The sequence below is a fragment of the Sphingobium sp. YR768 genome (assembly GCF_900111125.1).
Taxonomy (GTDB): Bacteria; Pseudomonadota; Alphaproteobacteria; order Sphingomonadales; family Sphingomonadaceae; genus Sphingobium.
In genome coordinates, this window is the sequence record NZ_FOGE01000004.1 from 221,754 (window position 1) to 239,484 (window position 17,731).

Here is a 17,731-nt window from a genome sequence, read left to right on the forward strand (position 1 = left end):
GATCGGGCCGGGGCCGCCTGTCCTACACAGCCCCATCCGTGCCACCCTCGCCAGCATGACCCAGCACCCTGATCCGCTCCACTTCACTCCCGTCCCGATGCTGCGCCGCCGCGCGCAGGGATGGTGCCCCGACACCCAGCGCGCCTTCATCGATGCGCTCTCCCGCTGCGGCGTCGTCGCACAGGCGGCGCGCAGCGTCGGGCGATCGCCGCGATCGGCCTATCATCTGCGGCGCAGGGCAGGGGCGGACAGTTTCGCCGCCGCCTGGGACTGGGCGCTCGACATGGGGCTGGACGAAAGTCGCGGCCGCGCCATCGCCCTCATCCACGGCAAGCGCGTCCGGCCGATCGTCCGCCGGGGGGAGGTGGTCGGCCAGCGGACCGACAATGATCCCCGGCTGATGTTCGCCGCGCTCAACGCGCTGGGCGCCGATCGGGATGGCCGCCGCGACGCCATGCCCCATCGCCAGCGCATGGCGTTGCGCCACGTCATCACCACGCTGATCGACAATGGCCCCTTCTCGCCGGAGGAATGGGCGAGGCTCGTCCCCGCCCTTGCGGCGGTGGCAGGCGCCGACGGGGGCGTGCCGTCCTTGTCATAATCTGTCGCATGAAGGAAATTTCATGTCGAAATCTGCGGGAAATATGCGAAGTTAAGGGACAGATTGCCTATCGGAGACCAGCTTCCCATGACGACCTCCCGCCGCGATTTCCTCGTCGCCGGCTCCTCCGCCATCGCCCTGTCCGCGCTCCCCGCGCGCGCTTTTGCCGCCACCGACACGGCGGATGGCCGGGCCGAAGCGATCCTGTCCGACATGGCCGAAGCCATGCTCGCCGACGCGCCCGAAAGTGCCAGCGGCCTTGGCATCGACACCGGCGTCCGCGCCGCGCTCAAGCGCCGTCTGGGCGACAAGACGCCCGCCGGACAGGCGCAGATCGCCGCCCATGTGCAGGACCGCCTCGCCAGACTCCGCGCGATCGATCTCAAGCCCCTCTCGCCCGCCGCCCGCACCGATGTCGAAGTCGTGCTGGCCAGCCATGAAATGGCGGCGGACGGTTTCGCCTTCCCCTTTGGCGACATGGCGATGATGAACAGCAACTGGTCCTATCGCAACGCGCCCTATGCCGTCGCGCAGAATACCGGCGTCTTTGTCGAAACGCCCGACTTTCTCGACAGCAATCATGCGATCAAGGATGCGGCCGACGCCGACGCCTATCTCGCCCGCCTCCACGCCTATGCCGCGAACCTCACGGGCGAGACGGAACGGTTGAAACAGGATGCCGGCATCGGCGTCACCGCGCCCGCCTTCCTGCTCGACAAGACATTGAAGCAGATGGCCACGGTGCAGGCGCAGCCGCTCGACCAGTGGGTGCCCGTCGCCTCCATCGCCCGCCGCACGAAGGACATGCCCGGCGACTATGCCGCAAAGGCGCAGCAGATCGTCCGCGATGAAGTCGCCCCCGCGCTCGCCGCACAGGTCGCCGAACTCCAGCGCCACCGCACCACCGCCACCATGGATGCGGGCGTGTGGAAATTGCCGCAGGGCGAGGCCTATTATGACTGGGCGCTGCGGGCCGGCACCACCACCACCCGCTCGCCCGAGGAAGTCCACAAGCTCGGCCTGGAGCAGCTCGCCGCGCTGCAATCCGAAATGGACCGGCTCTTGAAGAGCCTCGGCATGACGAAGGGCACCGTCGGCGAACGCATGACCGCCATGGGCAAAGACCCGCAATATCTCTTCCCCAATGACGATGCCGGTCGCCAGCAGATATTGAGCTTCATCGACGGCCGCCTCGCCGACATCCGCACCCGGCTGCCGCGCGCCTTCGCCACCCTCGTCCCGGCCAAGCTGATCGTGAAGCGCGTGCCCGTGGAGATCGAGGCGGGCGCGCCCGGCGCCTATGCCGGCCCCGGCACGATCGACGGCTCTGTCCCCGGCAACTATTATATCAACCTGCGCGACACCAGCATCTGGCCGCGCTATTCGCTGCCCACCCTCTGCTATCATGAGGGGATACCCGGCCATATCTGGCAGGGCGAATATACCTACAAGCTGCCGCTGATCCGCTCCCTCCTCGCCTTCAACGCCTATAGCGAGGGCTGGGCGCTCTATGCCGAACAGCTGGGCGACGAACTGGGCGCTTATGACGGCGATGTCGCCGGGCGGCTGGGCTATCTCCAGTCGATTGCCTATCGCTGCTGCCGCCTCGTGGTCGACACCGGCCTCCACGCCAAGCGCTGGACCCGCGATCACGCCATCCACTGGTTCGCCACCACCAACGGCTCCAGTGTCGAGGATGTGCAGGGCGAAGTGGACCGTTATTGCGCCTGGCCGGGTCAGGCCTGCGGCTACAAGGTCGGCCATGGCGAAATCGTCCGCCTGCGGGGGCTGGCGCAGAAGGCGCTGGGCGACAGGTTCGACTTCCGCCTGTTCAACGACGCCGTGGTCAAGGGCGGCGGCGTGCCGATGACCGTGCTCGCCAAGAATGTCGATAGCTGGGTCGCGGAACGGAAGCGCGCGTAACATCCTGTTCCCCGGCGCAGGCCGGGGTCCAGTTCAACGCTCTCAACTGGACCCCGGCCTTCGCCGGGGAACAAGTCACGCCCAACAAAAAGGCCGGAGGATCACTCCCCCGGCCTTGTCTATTCCCGCTACGTCAGCCCTCAGCCAACGAAAGCCCGCTCGATCACGAACTGCCCCGGCGCCGCGTTGGAGCCTTCGGTGAAGCCCTGTTCCTCGAAATAGGCGCCGAACTGCTTGATCATCTCCATGCTGCCGCACATCATGATCCGGTCGGTTTCGGGGTCGAACTTGCCCGCGCCCGGAATGCCTTCGAACAGCGCGCCGCTTTCGACCAGCTTGTCGATCCGCGCGGTGTGTCCATCAAAGGGTTCGCGCGTCACGGTCGGCACATAATGGAACTGGCCCGCGGCCTGTTCCGCCACCAGCGGGTCTTCGCTCCACTTGGCTTCCATCTCGTCACGGAAAGCCAGATCGCTCACCCGGCGCACCGAATGCACCACCACGACCTGCTCGTAGAAATCATAGACATCGGGGTCGCGCGGCAGGCTCAGGAACGGCGCCAGACCGGTGCCGGTCGACAGCATGAACAGCCGCTTGCCCGGCAGCAGCGCGTCGGTCACCAGCGTACCGGTCGGCTTGCGGCCCAGATAAATCTGGTCGCCCGGCTCGATCTTCTGGAGCTTGCTGGTCAGCGGACCATCCTGCACCTTGATCGACAGGAACTCGATTTCCTCGTCCCAGCTCGGGCTGGCGATCGAATAGGCGCGCAGCAGCGGCTTGCCATTGTCGCCCTTCAGGCCGATCATGATGAACTCGCCCGACCGGAAGCGGAAGGCGGCGGGCCGCGTGATGCGGAAGCTGAACAGATGCTCGTTCCAGTGCTTCACCGACAGCACGGTTTCCACGGAAAGCGCGCCGGTGGGTTCCAGTACCGGCTTTTCGATCGTCACGTCGGTCAAGACCTTATCCTTGCATATCGCAGGCGCCGCCCGGAGCGGGGCCAGTTGCGGATCATTCGCAATAATATCCTCATCCGCGAATGGCCCGCCCGCACCCCAAAGGCAAGGCCAAAAAAACTATCGCCGTCCAAAGGGCGCCCTTTTGCAGAACGCCCCTAGCGGCCATTTAACCGAACAAGCCTTTGGCGATGCCGCCGAGTTCATTCAGCGGATTGCCGTCGCCATCGCGGTCGAAAAAGCCGCCCAGCTTGCCCATGATCGCTTCCGGCCCGCCGAACGCGCCCAGCAGTTCCTGCAACTTGTCGGCCGACACGCCATGTTCGGCCGCCGTCTCCGCCAGCGCGGTGACGCTCGTCTCGCCCGAACCGATCTTGGCGCTGATATCGCTGAACAGGCCCTGCATCTGTTCCGGTGTCAGGCCGATCTGCGCCGCGATCGCTTCCAGCCCGCCGAACTTGCCGATCATATCTTCGAACATGCCCATTACTCCCGCAAAAGATTGGCCGCCAGAATAGCAGTTTACATCCTTAACCCAAAGCAAAAGAGCCGGAAGGAAACCCTCCCGGCTCTTTTGCTTCGTGCTCCTGCGAAAGCAGGAGCCCAGTCCAGCGCTCTAGCCTGCCTGCACCGGCGGAACTGGGTTCCTGCTTTCGCAGGAACACCGTTTCCCGATCAGGCGGCGGTCAGCGCCGCGCTGCGGACGCCATCGTCGACATGCGCCTCGAACTGGGCAAAATTGTCCACGAACTGCTTCACCAGCGTCAGCGCGGTCAGGTCATAGGCTTCCTTGTCGGCCCACATGGCGCGCGGGTCGAGGATGGTCGAATCGACGCCATTCACCGCCACCGGCACTTCGAAGCCGAAGTTCGGATCGGTGCGGAATTCGACATCGTTCAGGCTGCCGTCCAGCGCCGCGTTCAGCAGCGCGCGCGTCACCTTGATCGGCATGCGCTTGATCCCCGGCATCGTCGCCTTGCCGCCCGCCCAGCCGGTATTGACCAGCCAGCAGGTGACGCCGCCCTTGTTGATCCGCTCCTTGAGCAGATTGCCATAGACGCTGGGGTGACGCGGCATGAAGGGCGCACCGAAGCAGGTGGAGAAGGTCGCCGTCGGTTCGGTCACGCCGATCTCGGTCCCCGCGACGCGCGCGGTGTAGCCGGACAGGAAGTGATACATGGCCTGTTCCGGCGTCAGCCGCGCGATCGGCGGCAGTACGCCATAAGCGTCGGCGGTCAGGAAGATGATGTTCTTCGGGACCGGACCCAGATTCTTCTCCGACGTGTTCGGGATGAAGTCGATCGGGTAGGAACCACGGCTATTTTCGGCCAGCGCGTTGTCGTCCAGGTCGATCGTGCGGGTCTCTTCGTCGATCACGACATTTTCCAGCACCGTGCCGAACCGCTTGGTGGTGGCGAAGATCTCCGGCTCGGCCTCGGCCGACAGGTTGATCATCTTGGCATAGCAGCCGCCCTCGAAATTGAAGACCGCCGTGTCCGACCAGCCATGCTCGTCATCGCCGATCAGCGTGCGGCTGGCGTCGGCCGAGAGCGTCGTCTTGCCGGTGCCGCTCAGGCCGAAGAAGACCGCCGTGTCGCCATTCGCGCCGATATTGGCGGAACAGTGCATCGGCATCACGCCCTTGGTCGGCAGCAGGTAATTGAGGATGCCGAACACTGACTTCTTCATTTCGCCGGCATAGCTGGTGCCGCCGATCAGGATCAGCTTCTCGGTGAAGTTGACCGCGATCACGGTTTCGCTGCGGCAGCCATGGCGCGCCGGATCGGCGACGAAGGTCGGCAGGTCGATGATCGTATATTCGGGCGCGAAGCCGGTCAGTTCATCGGCGGTCGGGCGCACCAGCAGGGTGCGGATGAACAGATTATGCCAGGCGCGCTCGTTGATGACGCGCACATTGACGCGATGTTCGGGCTGCGAACCGCCGAACAGGTCGGCGACGTACAGCGTGTCCTTCTCAGCCAGCGCCTTCAGGAAATCTTCCTTCAGCGCGGCGAAATGCTCCGGCGTCATGCCGCGATTGGTGTCGCCCCACCATACCGTGTCTTCGGTTTCGGCATCACGGACGATGAACTTGTCCTTGGCGCTGCGGCCGGTGTGTTTGCCGGTCTTCACGACCAGCGGGCCGTCCTTCGACAGGATGCCTTCGCCATTGCGGATCGCTGCCTCGACCAGCGGGGCAGTGCCCAGATTCCAGAACTGGGTGGCATGGGTGGTGATGCCCTGTTCGGCCAGGGTTATTGAGGATTTGGCCTGCACGCCTTTACTCCTGATATGGTTTCCCTATCGCTTCACTCTTTGTGAATGCGATCGATCCGCCCCTTGAGCGCCGCTTGTTTGTCGCACGGCGTCTCTTGCTGCTGACGGGCATTGGCATAGGGCTTTGCGCATAAAGCGTCAAATCCCTCAAATACCCCACATGTCTCGAATTTCGACGCTTGCACCGCAGCATTGGCGGCGCGCCTTCGCCTTGCCCATTCCTTGCGACATGGCGCACCTTCGTCTAACGCTGGCCCCATATTTCCCTTCCACGATCATGGGACACCGCATGACTGCAACCGTTGCCCTGGTTGATGACGACAAGAATATTCTGACCTCGGTGTCGATCGCGCTACAGTCCGAAGGCTTCATGACGCGCATCTATTCCGATCCCGAAGGCGCGCTGAAGGCGCTGCTGGAAAATCCCGCCGACCTTGCCGTCTTCGATATCAAGATGCCCCGCATGGACGGATTGGAACTGCTGCGCCGCCTGCGGGAAAAGACGCAGATGCCGGTCATCTTCCTGACGTCCAAGACGGATGAACTGGACGAGGCGCTGGGCCTGGCGATGGGCGCGGACGACTATATCTCCAAACCCTTCTCGCAACGGCTGCTGATCGCGCGCATCCGCGCCATCCTGCGCCGCGCCGAAGTCAGCAAGACGCCCGATGCGCCGGACGAACCGGCCGCCGACCCCATCATACGCGGCCGGCTGGAAATGGACCCGGCCCGTCACCGGGTGAAATGGAACGGGCAGGACGTCACCCTGACCGTCACCGAATTTCTGATTCTGGAAACGCTTGCGGCGCGGCCCGGCGTGGTCAAGAACCGCAACCAGTTGATGGACGCCGCCTATCAGGATGACGTCTATGTCGATGACCGCACGATCGACAGCCATATCAAGCGGCTGCGCCGCAAGTTCCGCGAGGTAGACTCCGATTTCAACGCAATCGACACCCTCTATGGCGCCGGATATCGATTCTCCGAGGAGTGAAGACGCGCCGCTCGCGGTGCGCTGGTCGGGGCGCCTCAGCCTCACGCCGCGCATTCTGGCGGTCAACGTCTTCGCGCTCGCCTTGCTGGCGGGCGGCTTCTTCTATCTCGACAGCTATCGCACCCGTATCGTCGACGACCGGCTGGATCAGTCGGCGCGTGAGTTGAAGCTGCTCGCCATCGGTCTGGAAAATGCGCCGGCCGATCGGCAGAATGCGCTGATCGCCGCCTATTCGCGCCAGACCGGCGACCGGGTGCGCCGCTATGCCGCCAATGGGGATCGGATTGCCGACAGTTTCCTGATGGATGCGCCCCGCTACCGGCTGCGCCTGCCTTCGGAGGAGGAATGGCAGCGCCATGTCGCCCGCTTCCTCGACAAGGCGGTCGACCGGATCGTGTCCGCCGACCGTCCCCCCGATTTCGAGGAACCGGTGGTCGACAAGGCCGATGCCTGGCCCGAACTCATATTGGCGCGCAAGACGCTGCGGCCGCAGGCGATGAACCGCTATGCGCCCGACCGCACCTTCATGATTTCGGCGGCGGTCGCGACCCGCGATGGCGGCAGCCTGCTCGCGACCGAAAATGCCCGCGACATCACCCGCACCGTGCGCGCCGAGCGGCTGCGTCTGGGCATGGTGCTGGCCGTGGCGGTGCTGGCTTCGGTCCTGCTCTCGCTGTTCCTCGCCCGCACCATCGTCCAGCCGCTCCAGCGTCTGGCCCGCGCCGCCGTGCGCGTCCGCCTCGGCCGCGCCCGCTCGGTCACGGTGCCGCGCCTGCCCGAACGGCGCGACGAGATCGGCATGCTCGCCCGCGCGCTCTCCGACATGAGCCATGCGCTGCGCCAGCGAATCGACGCGACCGACGCCTTCGCCGCCGACGTCAGCCACGAACTCAAGAATCCGATCGCCTCGCTGCGCTCCGCGCTCGATGCGCTCGACCGGGTGGAGCGGCCCGATCTGCGCGCGCAGCTCATGGCCATAGCGCAGGATGACGTCCGCCGTCTCGACCGCCTCGTCACCGACATTGCCGAAGCCTCGCGCGTCGATGCCGAATTGTCCCGCACCCATTTCGAACCGATCGACCTGGGCCTGCTGATCGAAAAGATGGTGATCGCCCGCGAAGCGCGCGGCGTGCCGCGCAGTGTCCGCCTCGCCTTCGCCCGCCCGCGCAAGGATGTCGCGGTGGTGCTGGGCGAAGAAGGCCGACTGATCCGCGTACTCGACAATCTGATCGACAATGCCGTGTCCTTCTCGCCCGACGGCGGCCTCGTCCAGATCATCGCCACCGTCGCGGATGACGAAGTGCTGGTCAGTGTCGAGGATGAAGGCCCCGGCGTCCCCCTGTCCGAGCGCGAACATATTTTCCGCCGCTTCCACAGCGTCCGGCCGGAAGGGGAGACGTTCGGCAAGCATTCGGGCCTGGGCCTCGCCATCGCCCGTTCCATCGTGGAGGGGCATCAGGGCAAGATCGCGATAGGGGATCGCGAGGACGAACAAAATGGCGCCCGCTTCGTCGTCCGCCTGCCCATGGCCGTCGCCCGCGATCCGGGCATCGTGTCGGAATAGGACCAAGGGCCGGAATCAACGCCATTTCCATCCGTGCCGACACAGGCTAGAACGGATGCACGGGGGATATGGCGCGCGCACTTTCATCTGAAACGCTTCATGCGACCAGCGTGGCCATTGGCGGCCGCGCCGTGCTGCTGTCCGGTCCCAGCGGCAGCGGCAAGTCCGACCTCGCTTTGCGCCTGATCGACCGTGGCGGCCTGCTGGTCAGCGATGATTATACGCTGGTGCGGCGGGTAGGGGGGCAACTGGTAGCCAGCGCCCCGGCGACGATCGCGGGCAAGATGGAGGTGCGCGGCATCGGCATCGTCGATCTGCCGGCATTGGACGAAGCGCCCGTTGCGCTGATCTGTGCCCTGTTCGACAAGGTGGACCGGATGCCGATGGAACCGATTCACCGCGCCGTCGCGGGCATCGACGTCCCCGTCATCAAGATCGCCCCGTTCGAAACCTCCGCCCCGATCAAGGTGGAACTGGCGCTCAAGGCGCTGGGCCTGAAAGCGCCGGGCCTGAAAGCGCCGGGCCTGTGACCCAGCCCAAGACCATCCTCCTGCTGTCGGGCCTGTCGGGCGCGGGCAAGACCACGGCGCTCAAGACGCTGGAGGATATGGGATGGGAAGTGGTCGACAATCTGCCGCTCGTCCTGCTCGACCGGTTGCTCGACACGCCGCTCCCGGCCGGCCATGCCGGGGAGGATGAACGACCGCTGGCGCTGGGCATCGATGCGCGCACCCGCGGTTTCGACGCTGGCGCCATCGTCCAGCGAATCAAGGCGCTGCGCGAAAAGCACAGCCATGACGTCGAAACCCTGTTTCTCGACTGCACCGATGCCGAACTGGAGCGCCGCTTTGCCGAGACGCGCCGCCGTCATCCGCTGGCGCTGGACCGGCCCGCCGCCGACGGCATTGCGCGGGAACGCGAACTGACGGATCCGCTGCGCCGCTGGGCCAGTCAGGTGATCGACACGACCAGCTTCACCAGCAACGCCCTGCAACAGGAAATGCGCAGCCGCTTTGCCCGCGAAGGGCTGTCGGACCCGGTGCTGACGATCCTGTCCTTCGGCTTTTCGCGCGGCGTGCCCCGCAATGCCGACCTGATGTTCGACATGCGCTTCCTGCGCAATCCGCACTGGGAGCCGGACCTGCGGCCCAGGACCGGGCTAGACCCCGAAGTCGCCGCCTATATTCAGGCGGACCCGGCCTATGAGGAAGCGGTGAGCAAGATCGAGGATCTGCTCGTCACCCTGCTGCCCCGCTACGCGGAGGGCGGCAAAGCCTATATCACGGTCGCGATTGGCTGTACCGGCGGCAAGCATCGCTCGGTTCATGTCGCGACCCGGATCGCGAAACACTTGCAAGAGGCGGGCTTTTCGCCCACGGTCTTGCACCGCAATATAGAATCAACGCCCCAGGATAGTCTGGAGAAGCGTCGACCGGGAGGCCCGAAAGCGTAATCATGACACAGGTGGGCCCCGTAAGCACATGATCGGACTCGTACTCGTCACCCATGGCTCGCTCGCGACGGAATTCGTCGTGGCGATGGAGCATGTCGTCGGACCGCAACAGCAGATCGAAACCATCTGCATCGGGCCGGAAGATGACATGGAACTGCGCCGCGCGGACATCGCTGCGGCCGTCGCCCGCGTCAATGACGGGGCGGGCGTGATCCTGCTGACCGACCTGTTCGGCGGCACCCCGTCCAACCTTGCCATCTCGCTGCTCAAGGCTGGCGAGATCGAGGTGATTGCCGGCATCAACCTGCCCATGCTGATCCGTCTGGAAAGCGCGCGCAAGGTGATGGACGTGCGCGCCGCAGTCGCCGCCGCGCGCGAAGCGGGGCAGAAATATATCAGCGTAGCGTCGGAACTGTTGGGCAGCACCACATGAACGAAGTCAGCCAGGAAGTCCTCATCAGCAACAAGCGCGGCCTGCACGCCCGCGCCAGCGCCAAGTTCGTGACCCTGGCCAGCGGCCTGCCCGCCGACATCATCGTCAGCAAGGACGGCAACCACGTCACCGGCACCTCCATCATGGGCCTGATGATGCTCGGCGCGGCCAAGGGCGACAGCATCACCATCAAGGCCACCGGCCCTGAAGCCGTCGATTCCCTCGGCAAACTCGTCACCCTGGTCGAGGACAAGTTCGGCGAGGAGTGAACGGGTAGGGCGGTGGTTCGCCGCCCCGCTTCAGATCACCAGGAAATCAGCGGCCGTCAGGTCGAGTTGGGGCGAGAGGGTGGCAATCTGATAGCCATTCCACAACAGCGTCCCGCTATCATCGTCATAGATGAACATGCCAGACGTCGAGGCCGCCATGGCGCTGGCTGACGATCCGCTCCCGCTGATCGCAAAGGCGTCGGCCGACAGGCTGCCCGCCGCCATGCCGAAAGCGGCGCCATTCACGACAATCTCATCCTGCCCGGACGTGAAATCGGTGATCACGTCATTGGATGACCCGCTATCCAGATAGAATTTGTCATTGCCCGCGCCGCCAGTCAGGATATCGTTTCCGTCTCCGCCATGGAGTTGATCGGCACCATTGCCGCCATACAGCATGTCATCGCCAGCATCGCCATAGAGGACGTCCGCATCATCCTCGCCGTAGAGCGTGTCGGCACCCGACCCGCCTGACAGAATATTGTAGCCGCTACCGCCGACCAGCACATCATCATAGGCGGACCCGATCACATTCTCGATTGCGTAGAGCGTGTCATTCCCCACGCCACCGCCAATCATTGTCGGGGTGCCATTCAACGATACCGTCATCCCGCTGGTGGCATCGGCATAGCTTACGGTGTCATAGCCATCGCCGCCGTCGATAAAATCGTCGTCCAGCCCGCCGCTTATCAGGTCGTTGCCTTTGTTGCCCTCGATCCGATTATTCTCGGCGTTCCCAGTCAGCACGTCGTCGAGTCTCGATCCGATCAGGTTTTCGATACCGATCAGCGTGGTGATCCCAAATCCGACGGTATCTTGCGGGCCGGTAAGGGCCAGATTGACGGTGACGCCTGCCAGCGAGTCGATATGGCTGGCGGTATCGGTCCCGATTCCGCCGTCCAGGATATCATTGCCGCCATATCCACTTAGCAGGTCGTCACCCATTCCACCGATCAGATGATTATCGCCTACGCTGCCCAACAATATATCGTTAAAAGCCGATCCGGTCGCATTCTCGATGCTGATCAGCACGTCTCTGCCGGCCGAAGAGGAATTCTTGTCGCCCGAATCGCGCCACAGCATGACGGTTACGCCTGAGCTGGCCTGCGCATAGCTGACCGTGTCATCGCCGATTCCACCGTCGAGTGTGTCTTTGCCCGTGCTTGCCTCGAACATGTCGTTGCCCGCCCCGCCCGTCAGGCCATCATCTCCCGCTCGGCCGGTCAGATAATCGTCATATTGCGATCCGATCAGGCGCTCGATCCCGATCAGTGTATCGATCCCCGAACCACCCGTATCCTGTAGACCGCTGATGGCCAGGCTGACCGTCACCCCACCGGTCGCGTCGGCATAGGTGACGGTGTCGGTGTGAAGGCCCCCGTCCATCACGTCATTGCCTGCTCCGCCGTTCAGCAAGTCCGTACCCGAACCGCCGATCAGCGTGTCATTCCCGCCCATTCCCGTCAGGACATTGTTTCCGCTATTGCCGGTGATCCAATTCGCCCGGTTGTTGCCAGTGCCGTCGATCGCTGCTGCACCGGTCAGATTGAGCGTCTCCACGATCCGGCTTCCCAGCACATAGGATACTGACGAGTTGATCGTATCCTTGCCGGCATTTTCGCCCTCCACAACGATGTCGCCCACATTGTCGACATAATAGACATCATCGCCCAGCCCGCCGATCATCACATCCGCGCCGCTGCCGCCATCCAGGACATTATCGTCGGCATTGCCGGTCAGATTGTCATCATATTGCGAACCTGTCAGTCTTTCGATGTTCGTCAGCGTATCGATCCCGCCGCCGCCGGTGTCCTGCGCGTCATTGATAGCCAGGTTGACCGTCACCGCGCTGGTCGCGTCGAAATAGGTGATGATGTCGCTGCCGACACCGCCATCCATTACGTCATTGCCCGCGCCGCCATGCAGCAAGTCCAGGCCGCCGCCGCCCGACAGGATGTCGTTACCTGCCAGGCCGATCAGGCTATTATGGCTGTCATTGCCGATCAGCCGGTTGTTGCCCGAAGTACCCGTGGCATTGATCGCTGCTGTTCCGATCAGGGCCAGCATCTCGATCGCCTCGCCGGTCAGAGTGTAGGTGATGGACGAACAGATGATGTCGTTGCCGCCATCCGCCGTTTCGACCACCTCGTCGCCGACATTGTCGACATAATAGATGTCATCGCCCAGTCCGCCGATCAATCGATCGGCACCGGCTCCGCCATTCAATATATTGTTATCGGCATTGCCTGTCAGATTGTCATTATAGGCCGAACCGGTCAGATTCTCGATGCCGATCAGTGTATCGGTACCGCTGCCGCCGGTATTCTGCGCATCTATGGTGCGCAGGTCTACCGTCACTGCCGCCGTCGCACTGCTGTAGCGCACTGTATCGACACCGCTTCCGCCATTGAGGATATTGTCGCCGCTCGTCCCGGTCAGCACATCGTCGAAGGAAGAACCGGTGACATGTTCGATACTGATCAGCGTATCGATGCCCGCGCCGCCGGTATTCTGCGCGCCCACGGCCGAAAGATCGACGGTCACGCCCGCCGTCGCGGTGACATAGCGCGCGACGTCATAGCCATTGCCGCCGGACAATATGTCGTTGCCCAGCCCGCCTTCCAGCTTGTCGTCGCCATTGCCGCCGGTCAGTCTGTCGTCAAAGTCGGACCCGATCAGCTTTTCGATGCTGATCAGCCGATCATTGCCCGCGCCGATCGTGTTCTGCACCCCGGCGATCGCCAGGCTGACGGTCACGCCCGCCGTTGCGTTTTCATAGGTTGCCGTGTCGGTATGGGCGCCGCCGTCGAGGATATCGTCGCCCGCGCCTCCGTTCAGCGTGTCGGCGCCATTGCCGCCGGTCAGCCGGTTGTTGCCCGCGTCGCCGGTCAGCACGTCATTATAATTGGACCCCAGCAGGCTTTCGATCGCGATCAGCGTATCGGTGCCTGCGCCGATCGTATTCTGTGCCCCGCTGATCGCCAGATTGACGGTCACGGCCGCCGTTGCGCTGGCATAGCTGGCGGTGTCGGTATGCGCTCCGCCATCCAATATGTCGTTGCCGGTGCCGCCCTGCAATATGTCCGCGCCCAGCCCGCCGATCAGATGATCGTTCCCGGCCGCACCGTCGATCATGTCGTTGCCTGCCAGCCCGTCGATCATGTCCGCGCCGGATGTGCCGGTCAGCACATCGCCGCCGGACGTGCCGGTCAGATTGGCATAGACGGCGGCCGTGGCGGACAGCGACCAGGCAAGGTCGGATGCCGATGTTGCATGCCCCTTTTCAGAAGCGCCAAGAGTCTGTCCGTTCCCAGATGCCGCCATATTCCGTCTCCTCCCGGATGATGCCGGGCGGGAGAGGACCATAATCGACGGGTCATGTCCATGCGGTCATGCGCTGCCGCGGCATTTGATCAGAGGCTGTTACCCTTGATCCCGATAGGCCATCTGGAGGATGCCCCAGTGGCGGCCCTTCACATGGATGGAGGCGATCACCTGCTTCAGCAGGATCACTTCGCCCTCGGCGGTCAGGCGGCGATAGGCCTTGATGCAGAAGGGCTGGGTGATCTTCGCCTGCTCGCGCGTGTCAGGGAAATCGAAGATCACGCCCTGGCGCGAATGTTCGAGGTTCCAGTTGAGGTCGCCCGGCCGCTGCGGCTGAGCGCGCTCCGGCATGGCGATCGCGCCATAGGCATTGCGGTCGGTGAAGGTCATGCCGAACAGGCCGGCAAAGCCGCGCGCCTGCTCTTGCCGCGCGCGGGCGGCGGGCAGCATCACGGCCTGCACCGGATGGGTGAAGAGCGGTGGATTGGTGCCCGTGACCGGCGCATAATATTCGCTGAAGACCGCCGTCTCGCTGATATCGCCCGCGTCGATCGCACGCTCGATCGCGTGACCGACCTGCTCGGCGCTTTCCAGGCTGAAGCGAATATAGGGCGAATCGGGAATGTCGACGCCGCTTTCGGCCAGATATTGCAGCAGGTCGTTGGTGTCGTCGCTGGCGGTCGATACCCGGCTGGACAGGCGCTGAAGCCCGTCGGCATTGTCGGTCGATGTGCTCGCCAGCGCCGACAGGCCGGTGCGGATTTCGCCCGCCGATCCCACCATGGAGGCGATGCGCGACGCCACCGAATCGCTGTTGCTGGACAGGCCCTGCATCAGCGCGCCCAGCCGGTCGACCAGCGACTCGATATTCTTGGTGTCGTTGAGCGCGGTGCGCGCGGTCTGTGCGCCATGGGTGATGCTGGCCAGCATGCCGCCCGCCTCACCGGTCAGCGCGCCGATCGACTGTTCGATCGTGTGGGTCGCCGCAGCCGTCTCCTGCGCCAGCTTCTTCACTTCGGAGGCGACCACGGCAAAGCCGCGCCCGGCGTCCCCGGCGCGGGCGGCCTCGATCGTGGCGTTGAGCGCCAGCAAATTGGTCTGGCTGGCGATGCCGCTGATCACGCTGGTCACATGGGCGACGGTTTTCAGCGCCTCGCCAAAGCCGTCCAGCCGCGCATGGATGCGGCTGACCTGTTCGATCAGGTCCACGAAATTGCTGTTCGCAACGGAAAGCTGCCGGCCCGAATCATCGATGATGGCGCGGGCGGCGATCGCCTTTTCGCGCGCATCCTGCCCGGCTAACGCCACGCTGTCGCCATCGCGCGACAATTGCGCGGCGGCGCCGCTGATCGCCTCGATCGTGTGCGCCTGCTGCGTCACCCGGTCGGCCAGTTCGCTGATATCAGCCTGAAGATCGAGCGTGCGGATGCCCAGGTCACCAGACAATTTGGCAACCTTCATGACCGCGCTGGCGACGGCTTGCGAATGCGCTTCGTTTCCCACGCCACCGGGCTATCGCACCATGGTAAAATAAGCGTTAGTGTCTGTTCGGAAATGCGCCCCTGGCGCATCCGCACCAGCCCACACCCCCACCCGACCTCCCAGACATGGTATCCTGATGGGAGGTCGGGTGGGGGTGTGGGCTGGTGCGGCACTGAAAATGCGCTCTTCCGCGCATTTTCCAAACATACTCTTAGCGCTGCGACCCCGCCAGCATCGATCCCGCCAGCGCCAGCACGACGCCCGTCACCACCAGCGCCAGCCCCATCGCCTCGCTGCGGCGCATGCGTTCCTTCAGGTAAAAATGCCCGAACGCCATGGTGAAGGCGACCTCGATCTGGCCGACGATCCGCACCAGCGCGACCGGCGCGGTGGCAAAGCCGGTGAACCAGCAGGCACTGCCCAGCGCGGACAGCAGGCCCACCTGCCCGGACACGCGCCAGCTTGCCATCACCCGGCGCATCTCGCCCGGCTCGCGCAGCATCAGCCAGGCGCCCTGCAACAGCGTCTGCAACAGCACCGTCGCGCACAGCACGGTCAGCGCCGCCAATATGCGATCGTCGCCACCCACCTCCTGCGTCGCCCGGCGAATGCCGATCGCCGTCAGGGCAAAGAAGAATCCCGATGCGATGCCCGTCTGCGCCGCAGGCTGCCCCAGCGCGCGCAGGAAATCGCCCGGCCCCATCCGCTTGCCCCCCGTCGACAGCAGCATCACGCCCATCACGCCGCAGCCGATCCCCGCCCAGGCCAGCGGCGCCAGCCGCTCGCCCAGCAACAGGAAGGAGAGGACCGCGCCCTGCACCGCCTCCGTCTTGGAATAAGCGGTGCCGACCACGAAATTGCGATGCTGGAACGCCATGATCAGCAAATTGGTGGCGATGATCTGCGCCAGCCCGCCCGCCGCGCAGAAGAGCAGGAATTGCGACCCGATCGCCGGGAAGGGCGTGGGGAAGAGCAGGCGATAGCCGCCCAGCATCAGCAGCGCGAAAGGGATGCCGTACAGATAGCGCACCAGCCCGGCGGCATTGATCGACAGGCTGTGGCTCACCCGGCGCTGGACGGCGGTGCGCCAGGCCTGTGTCGCGCCGGCCATCAGCGTGGCAGGCAGCCAGAGAGGGGAGGTGATCATGCCCGCCCTATACAGGGCGAACGAAGCGCGTCACCCCATCATCACCAGGAAGGTGAAGAAGAGCGAGAGCGACACACAGGCAAAGCCATAGAGCAAGGGCAGCCGCACCAGCGTGCCGGTCCGCGACAGCGCATAGGCATCCTTGAACTGGCGATACATGTGCCAGGCGGCGAACAGCAGCAGCACCAGCGTCACCAGCCCGCTGGTCACATGCACGGCGGTCAGCAGCATCGACAGCGAAAAGAGCAGCGACATGAAGGCGATCGAATAGGTCACATAGATCGCATGGTCGTACATCTTGAACCGGCGGCTGAACGGAAAGAGCAGCCACAGGAAGGGCAGGGAAATCAGGATCAGCGACCAGGAGAATTTATAGGCATTGGCCTTGAGCTTGTAATAAGCGAATTCCGGATTCTCCGCCGCCGCGCTCACCGCCTTGCCCACGGTCTTGGCGATGCCGCCATTCACCCCTTCGCCCACCAGCGAATCAGTGAGGTCGCCCGCCAGCGTCAGCCCCTTGCGCTCCGCCTGCGCGTCGGTCAGATTTTCGGTCAGCGCTTCCTTGCGCGCGGCCGAAAGGCCCGGCGCCTTCAGCTTCGCCTCGATCTCGCGAATATGGGCGTCGGCCTTTGCCTGCTCCCTGCGCAGTTCGGCCTGCGCGCCCTTGTCCATCTTCACGCCTTGCACAGCGTCTGTCGGGCCATGATGGCTGGTGAGCGAGAAGATCGCGTACATCAGGAAGGCGCTGAACAGGAACAGGGCAAAGGGCGACACGAATTTCGCCCGCTCGCCCTGGATATAGCGCCGCGTCAGCTTGCCCGGCCGCAGCGCCAGTTCGGGCAGGGTGGTCCAGATCTTCCCCTCGAAATGCAGCACGCCATGCGCCAGATCATGGCCGATCGCGGCAAAGCTGCGATGCACATGCGCCGCCTGCCCGCAATTGGCGCAATAATGGCCATCGACGTTCGCGCCGCAATTCAGGCAGGCGCCATGGCCTTCTCCATGCGCCCCATGCCCGGCCCCATGCCCGGCTTCGCCATGGCCCGGCTCGACCGCCCGCGCCATCATGCCCCCGGTGATCATGTCACCCGCTGCTTCGATTTCCCCTGTCATGGGGAGACAGGATATCAGCGGTGTATGACGCTTGCCAGTCACCTTGACGCATGGCGAAGATGTGTTGCTATGTTACAACGCTCCGCAATATTCTGACACAAATTCGGTCGAGCCGCGCCGCCCGTCACCATCCCGCCACAAAAGCGGCCTAGCCGCCATCGCATCCGAATGCGGTGCGCAGGGGCGCCTGCATTC

General features: G+C 64.2%; 15 protein-coding genes. 8 read left to right on the plus strand and 7 right to left on the minus strand.

The window, feature by feature from the left end:
* Positions 1 to 55: 55 nt before the first annotated feature.
* Positions 56 to 601: a hypothetical protein gene (locus tag BMX92_RS07975; protein WP_256213313.1), complete on the plus strand. Its 546-nt coding sequence runs from the start codon at positions 56 to 58 to the stop codon at positions 599 to 601.
* A gap of 87 nt (positions 602 to 688) precedes the next feature.
* Positions 689 to 2,524 (plus strand): DUF885 domain-containing protein, encoded by a 1,836-nt coding sequence (locus BMX92_RS07980; protein ID WP_093014563.1) that lies wholly within the window; start codon positions 689 to 691, stop codon positions 2,522 to 2,524.
* Positions 2,525 to 2,664: 140 nt separating this feature from the next.
* On the opposite strand, the gene BMX92_RS07985 is transcribed toward BMX92_RS07980, so the two are convergent.
* From BMX92_RS07985 to BMX92_RS07995, 3 genes are all read right to left on the minus strand, one after another.
* A complete protein-coding gene (locus BMX92_RS07985; protein WP_093014566.1) occupies positions 2,665 to 3,483 on the minus strand; it encodes a ferredoxin--NADP reductase in 819 nt (272 codons plus the stop codon).
* A gap of 166 nt (positions 3,484 to 3,649) precedes the next feature.
* A complete protein-coding gene (locus BMX92_RS07990) occupies positions 3,650 to 3,967 on the minus strand; it encodes a hypothetical protein (protein ID WP_093014569.1) in 318 nt (105 codons plus the stop codon).
* 188 nt (positions 3,968 to 4,155) lie between these two features.
* The gene (locus BMX92_RS07995) at positions 4,156 to 5,757 is read right to left on the minus strand and encodes a phosphoenolpyruvate carboxykinase (RefSeq protein ID WP_093014572.1); all 1,602 of its coding nucleotides are present in this window, start codon (positions 5,755 to 5,757) and stop codon (positions 4,156 to 4,158) included.
* A 289-nt stretch (positions 5,758 to 6,046) separates the two neighbouring features.
* On the opposite strand from BMX92_RS07995, the gene BMX92_RS08000 reads away from it, so the two are divergent.
* The 6 genes from BMX92_RS08000 to BMX92_RS08025 all read left to right on the plus strand — a co-directional run bounded on the left by BMX92_RS08000 (position 6,047) and on the right by BMX92_RS08025 (position 10,470).
* Positions 6,047 to 6,751 (plus strand): response regulator transcription factor, encoded by a 705-nt coding sequence (locus BMX92_RS08000; protein ID WP_093014576.1) that lies wholly within the window; start codon positions 6,047 to 6,049, stop codon positions 6,749 to 6,751.
* Positions 6,720 to 8,315, plus strand: a complete 1,596-nt coding sequence (locus BMX92_RS08005; protein ID WP_093014579.1) for a sensor histidine kinase — start codon at positions 6,720 to 6,722, stop codon at positions 8,313 to 8,315. Before BMX92_RS08000 ends, BMX92_RS08005 begins: the two co-directional genes overlap by 32 nt.
* Before the next feature lie 68 nt (positions 8,316 to 8,383).
* Positions 8,384 to 8,845 carry an HPr kinase/phosphorylase gene (locus BMX92_RS08010; RefSeq protein WP_093014581.1) on the plus strand — a complete coding sequence of 154 codons (462 nt, stop codon included), beginning with the start codon at positions 8,384 to 8,386 and terminating at the stop codon, positions 8,843 to 8,845.
* Complete coding sequence (rapZ, locus tag BMX92_RS08015; protein ID WP_093014584.1) at positions 8,842 to 9,768, plus strand: RNase adapter RapZ; 927 nt, start codon at positions 8,842 to 8,844, stop codon at positions 9,766 to 9,768. Before BMX92_RS08010 ends, rapZ begins: the two co-directional genes overlap by 4 nt.
* A 28-nt stretch (positions 9,769 to 9,796) precedes the next feature.
* Positions 9,797 to 10,201, plus strand: a complete 405-nt coding sequence (locus BMX92_RS08020) for a PTS sugar transporter subunit IIA (RefSeq protein WP_093014587.1) — start codon at positions 9,797 to 9,799, stop codon at positions 10,199 to 10,201.
* Positions 10,198 to 10,470, plus strand: coding sequence for an HPr family phosphocarrier protein (locus BMX92_RS08025; RefSeq protein WP_093014590.1), 273 nt, complete (start codon positions 10,198 to 10,200; stop codon positions 10,468 to 10,470). The genes BMX92_RS08020 and BMX92_RS08025 overlap by 4 nt, the downstream gene beginning before the upstream one ends.
* Before the next feature lie 30 nt (positions 10,471 to 10,500).
* On the opposite strand, the gene BMX92_RS27905 is transcribed toward BMX92_RS08025, so the two are convergent.
* From BMX92_RS27905 to BMX92_RS08045, 4 genes are all read right to left on the minus strand, one after another.
* Positions 10,501 to 13,794, minus strand: coding sequence for a beta strand repeat-containing protein (locus BMX92_RS27905; RefSeq protein ID WP_093014593.1), 3,294 nt, complete (start codon positions 13,792 to 13,794; stop codon positions 10,501 to 10,503).
* Positions 13,795 to 13,893: 99 nt separating this feature from the next.
* The gene (locus BMX92_RS08035; RefSeq protein WP_093014880.1) at positions 13,894 to 15,255 is read right to left on the minus strand and encodes a methyl-accepting chemotaxis protein; all 1,362 of its coding nucleotides are present in this window, start codon (positions 15,253 to 15,255) and stop codon (positions 13,894 to 13,896) included.
* Between the two features lie 232 nt (positions 15,256 to 15,487).
* Positions 15,488 to 16,423, minus strand: a complete 936-nt coding sequence (locus tag BMX92_RS08040; protein WP_093014596.1) for a DMT family transporter — start codon at positions 16,421 to 16,423, stop codon at positions 15,488 to 15,490.
* A 30-nt stretch (positions 16,424 to 16,453) separates the two neighbouring features.
* Complete coding sequence (locus tag BMX92_RS08045; protein ID WP_093014599.1) at positions 16,454 to 17,536, minus strand: DUF3667 domain-containing protein; 1,083 nt, start codon at positions 17,534 to 17,536, stop codon at positions 16,454 to 16,456.
* Positions 17,537 to 17,731 lie beyond the last annotated feature (195 nt).

Coding starts and splice junctions, on each gene's coding strand:
- BMX92_RS07975 (WP_256213313.1), top strand. CDS start 56: ATGACCCAGCACCCTGATCCGCTCCACTTCACTCCCGTCCCGATGCTG.
- BMX92_RS07980 (WP_093014563.1), top strand. CDS start 689: ATGACGACCTCCCGCCGCGATTTCCTCGTCGCCGGCTCCTCCGCCATC.
- BMX92_RS07990 (WP_093014569.1), bottom strand. CDS start 3,967: ATGGGCATGTTCGAAGATATGATCGGCAAGTTCGGCGGGCTGGAAGCG.
- BMX92_RS08000 (WP_093014576.1), top strand. CDS start 6,047: ATGACTGCAACCGTTGCCCTGGTTGATGACGACAAGAATATTCTGACC.
- BMX92_RS08005 (WP_093014579.1), top strand. CDS start 6,720: ATGGCGCCGGATATCGATTCTCCGAGGAGTGAAGACGCGCCGCTCGCG.
- BMX92_RS08010 (WP_093014581.1), top strand. CDS start 8,384: ATGGCGCGCGCACTTTCATCTGAAACGCTTCATGCGACCAGCGTGGCC.
- BMX92_RS08020 (WP_093014587.1), top strand. CDS start 9,797: ATGATCGGACTCGTACTCGTCACCCATGGCTCGCTCGCGACGGAATTC.
- BMX92_RS08025 (WP_093014590.1), top strand. CDS start 10,198: ATGAACGAAGTCAGCCAGGAAGTCCTCATCAGCAACAAGCGCGGCCTG.
- BMX92_RS27905 (WP_093014593.1), bottom strand. CDS start 13,794: ATGGCGGCATCTGGGAACGGACAGACTCTTGGCGCTTCTGAAAAGGGG.
- BMX92_RS08035 (WP_093014880.1), bottom strand. CDS start 15,255: ATGAAGGTTGCCAAATTGTCTGGTGACCTGGGCATCCGCACGCTCGAT.
- BMX92_RS08040 (WP_093014596.1), bottom strand. CDS start 16,423: ATGATCACCTCCCCTCTCTGGCTGCCTGCCACGCTGATGGCCGGCGCG.
- BMX92_RS08045 (WP_093014599.1), bottom strand. CDS start 17,536: ATGACAGGGGAAATCGAAGCAGCGGGTGACATGATCACCGGGGGCATG.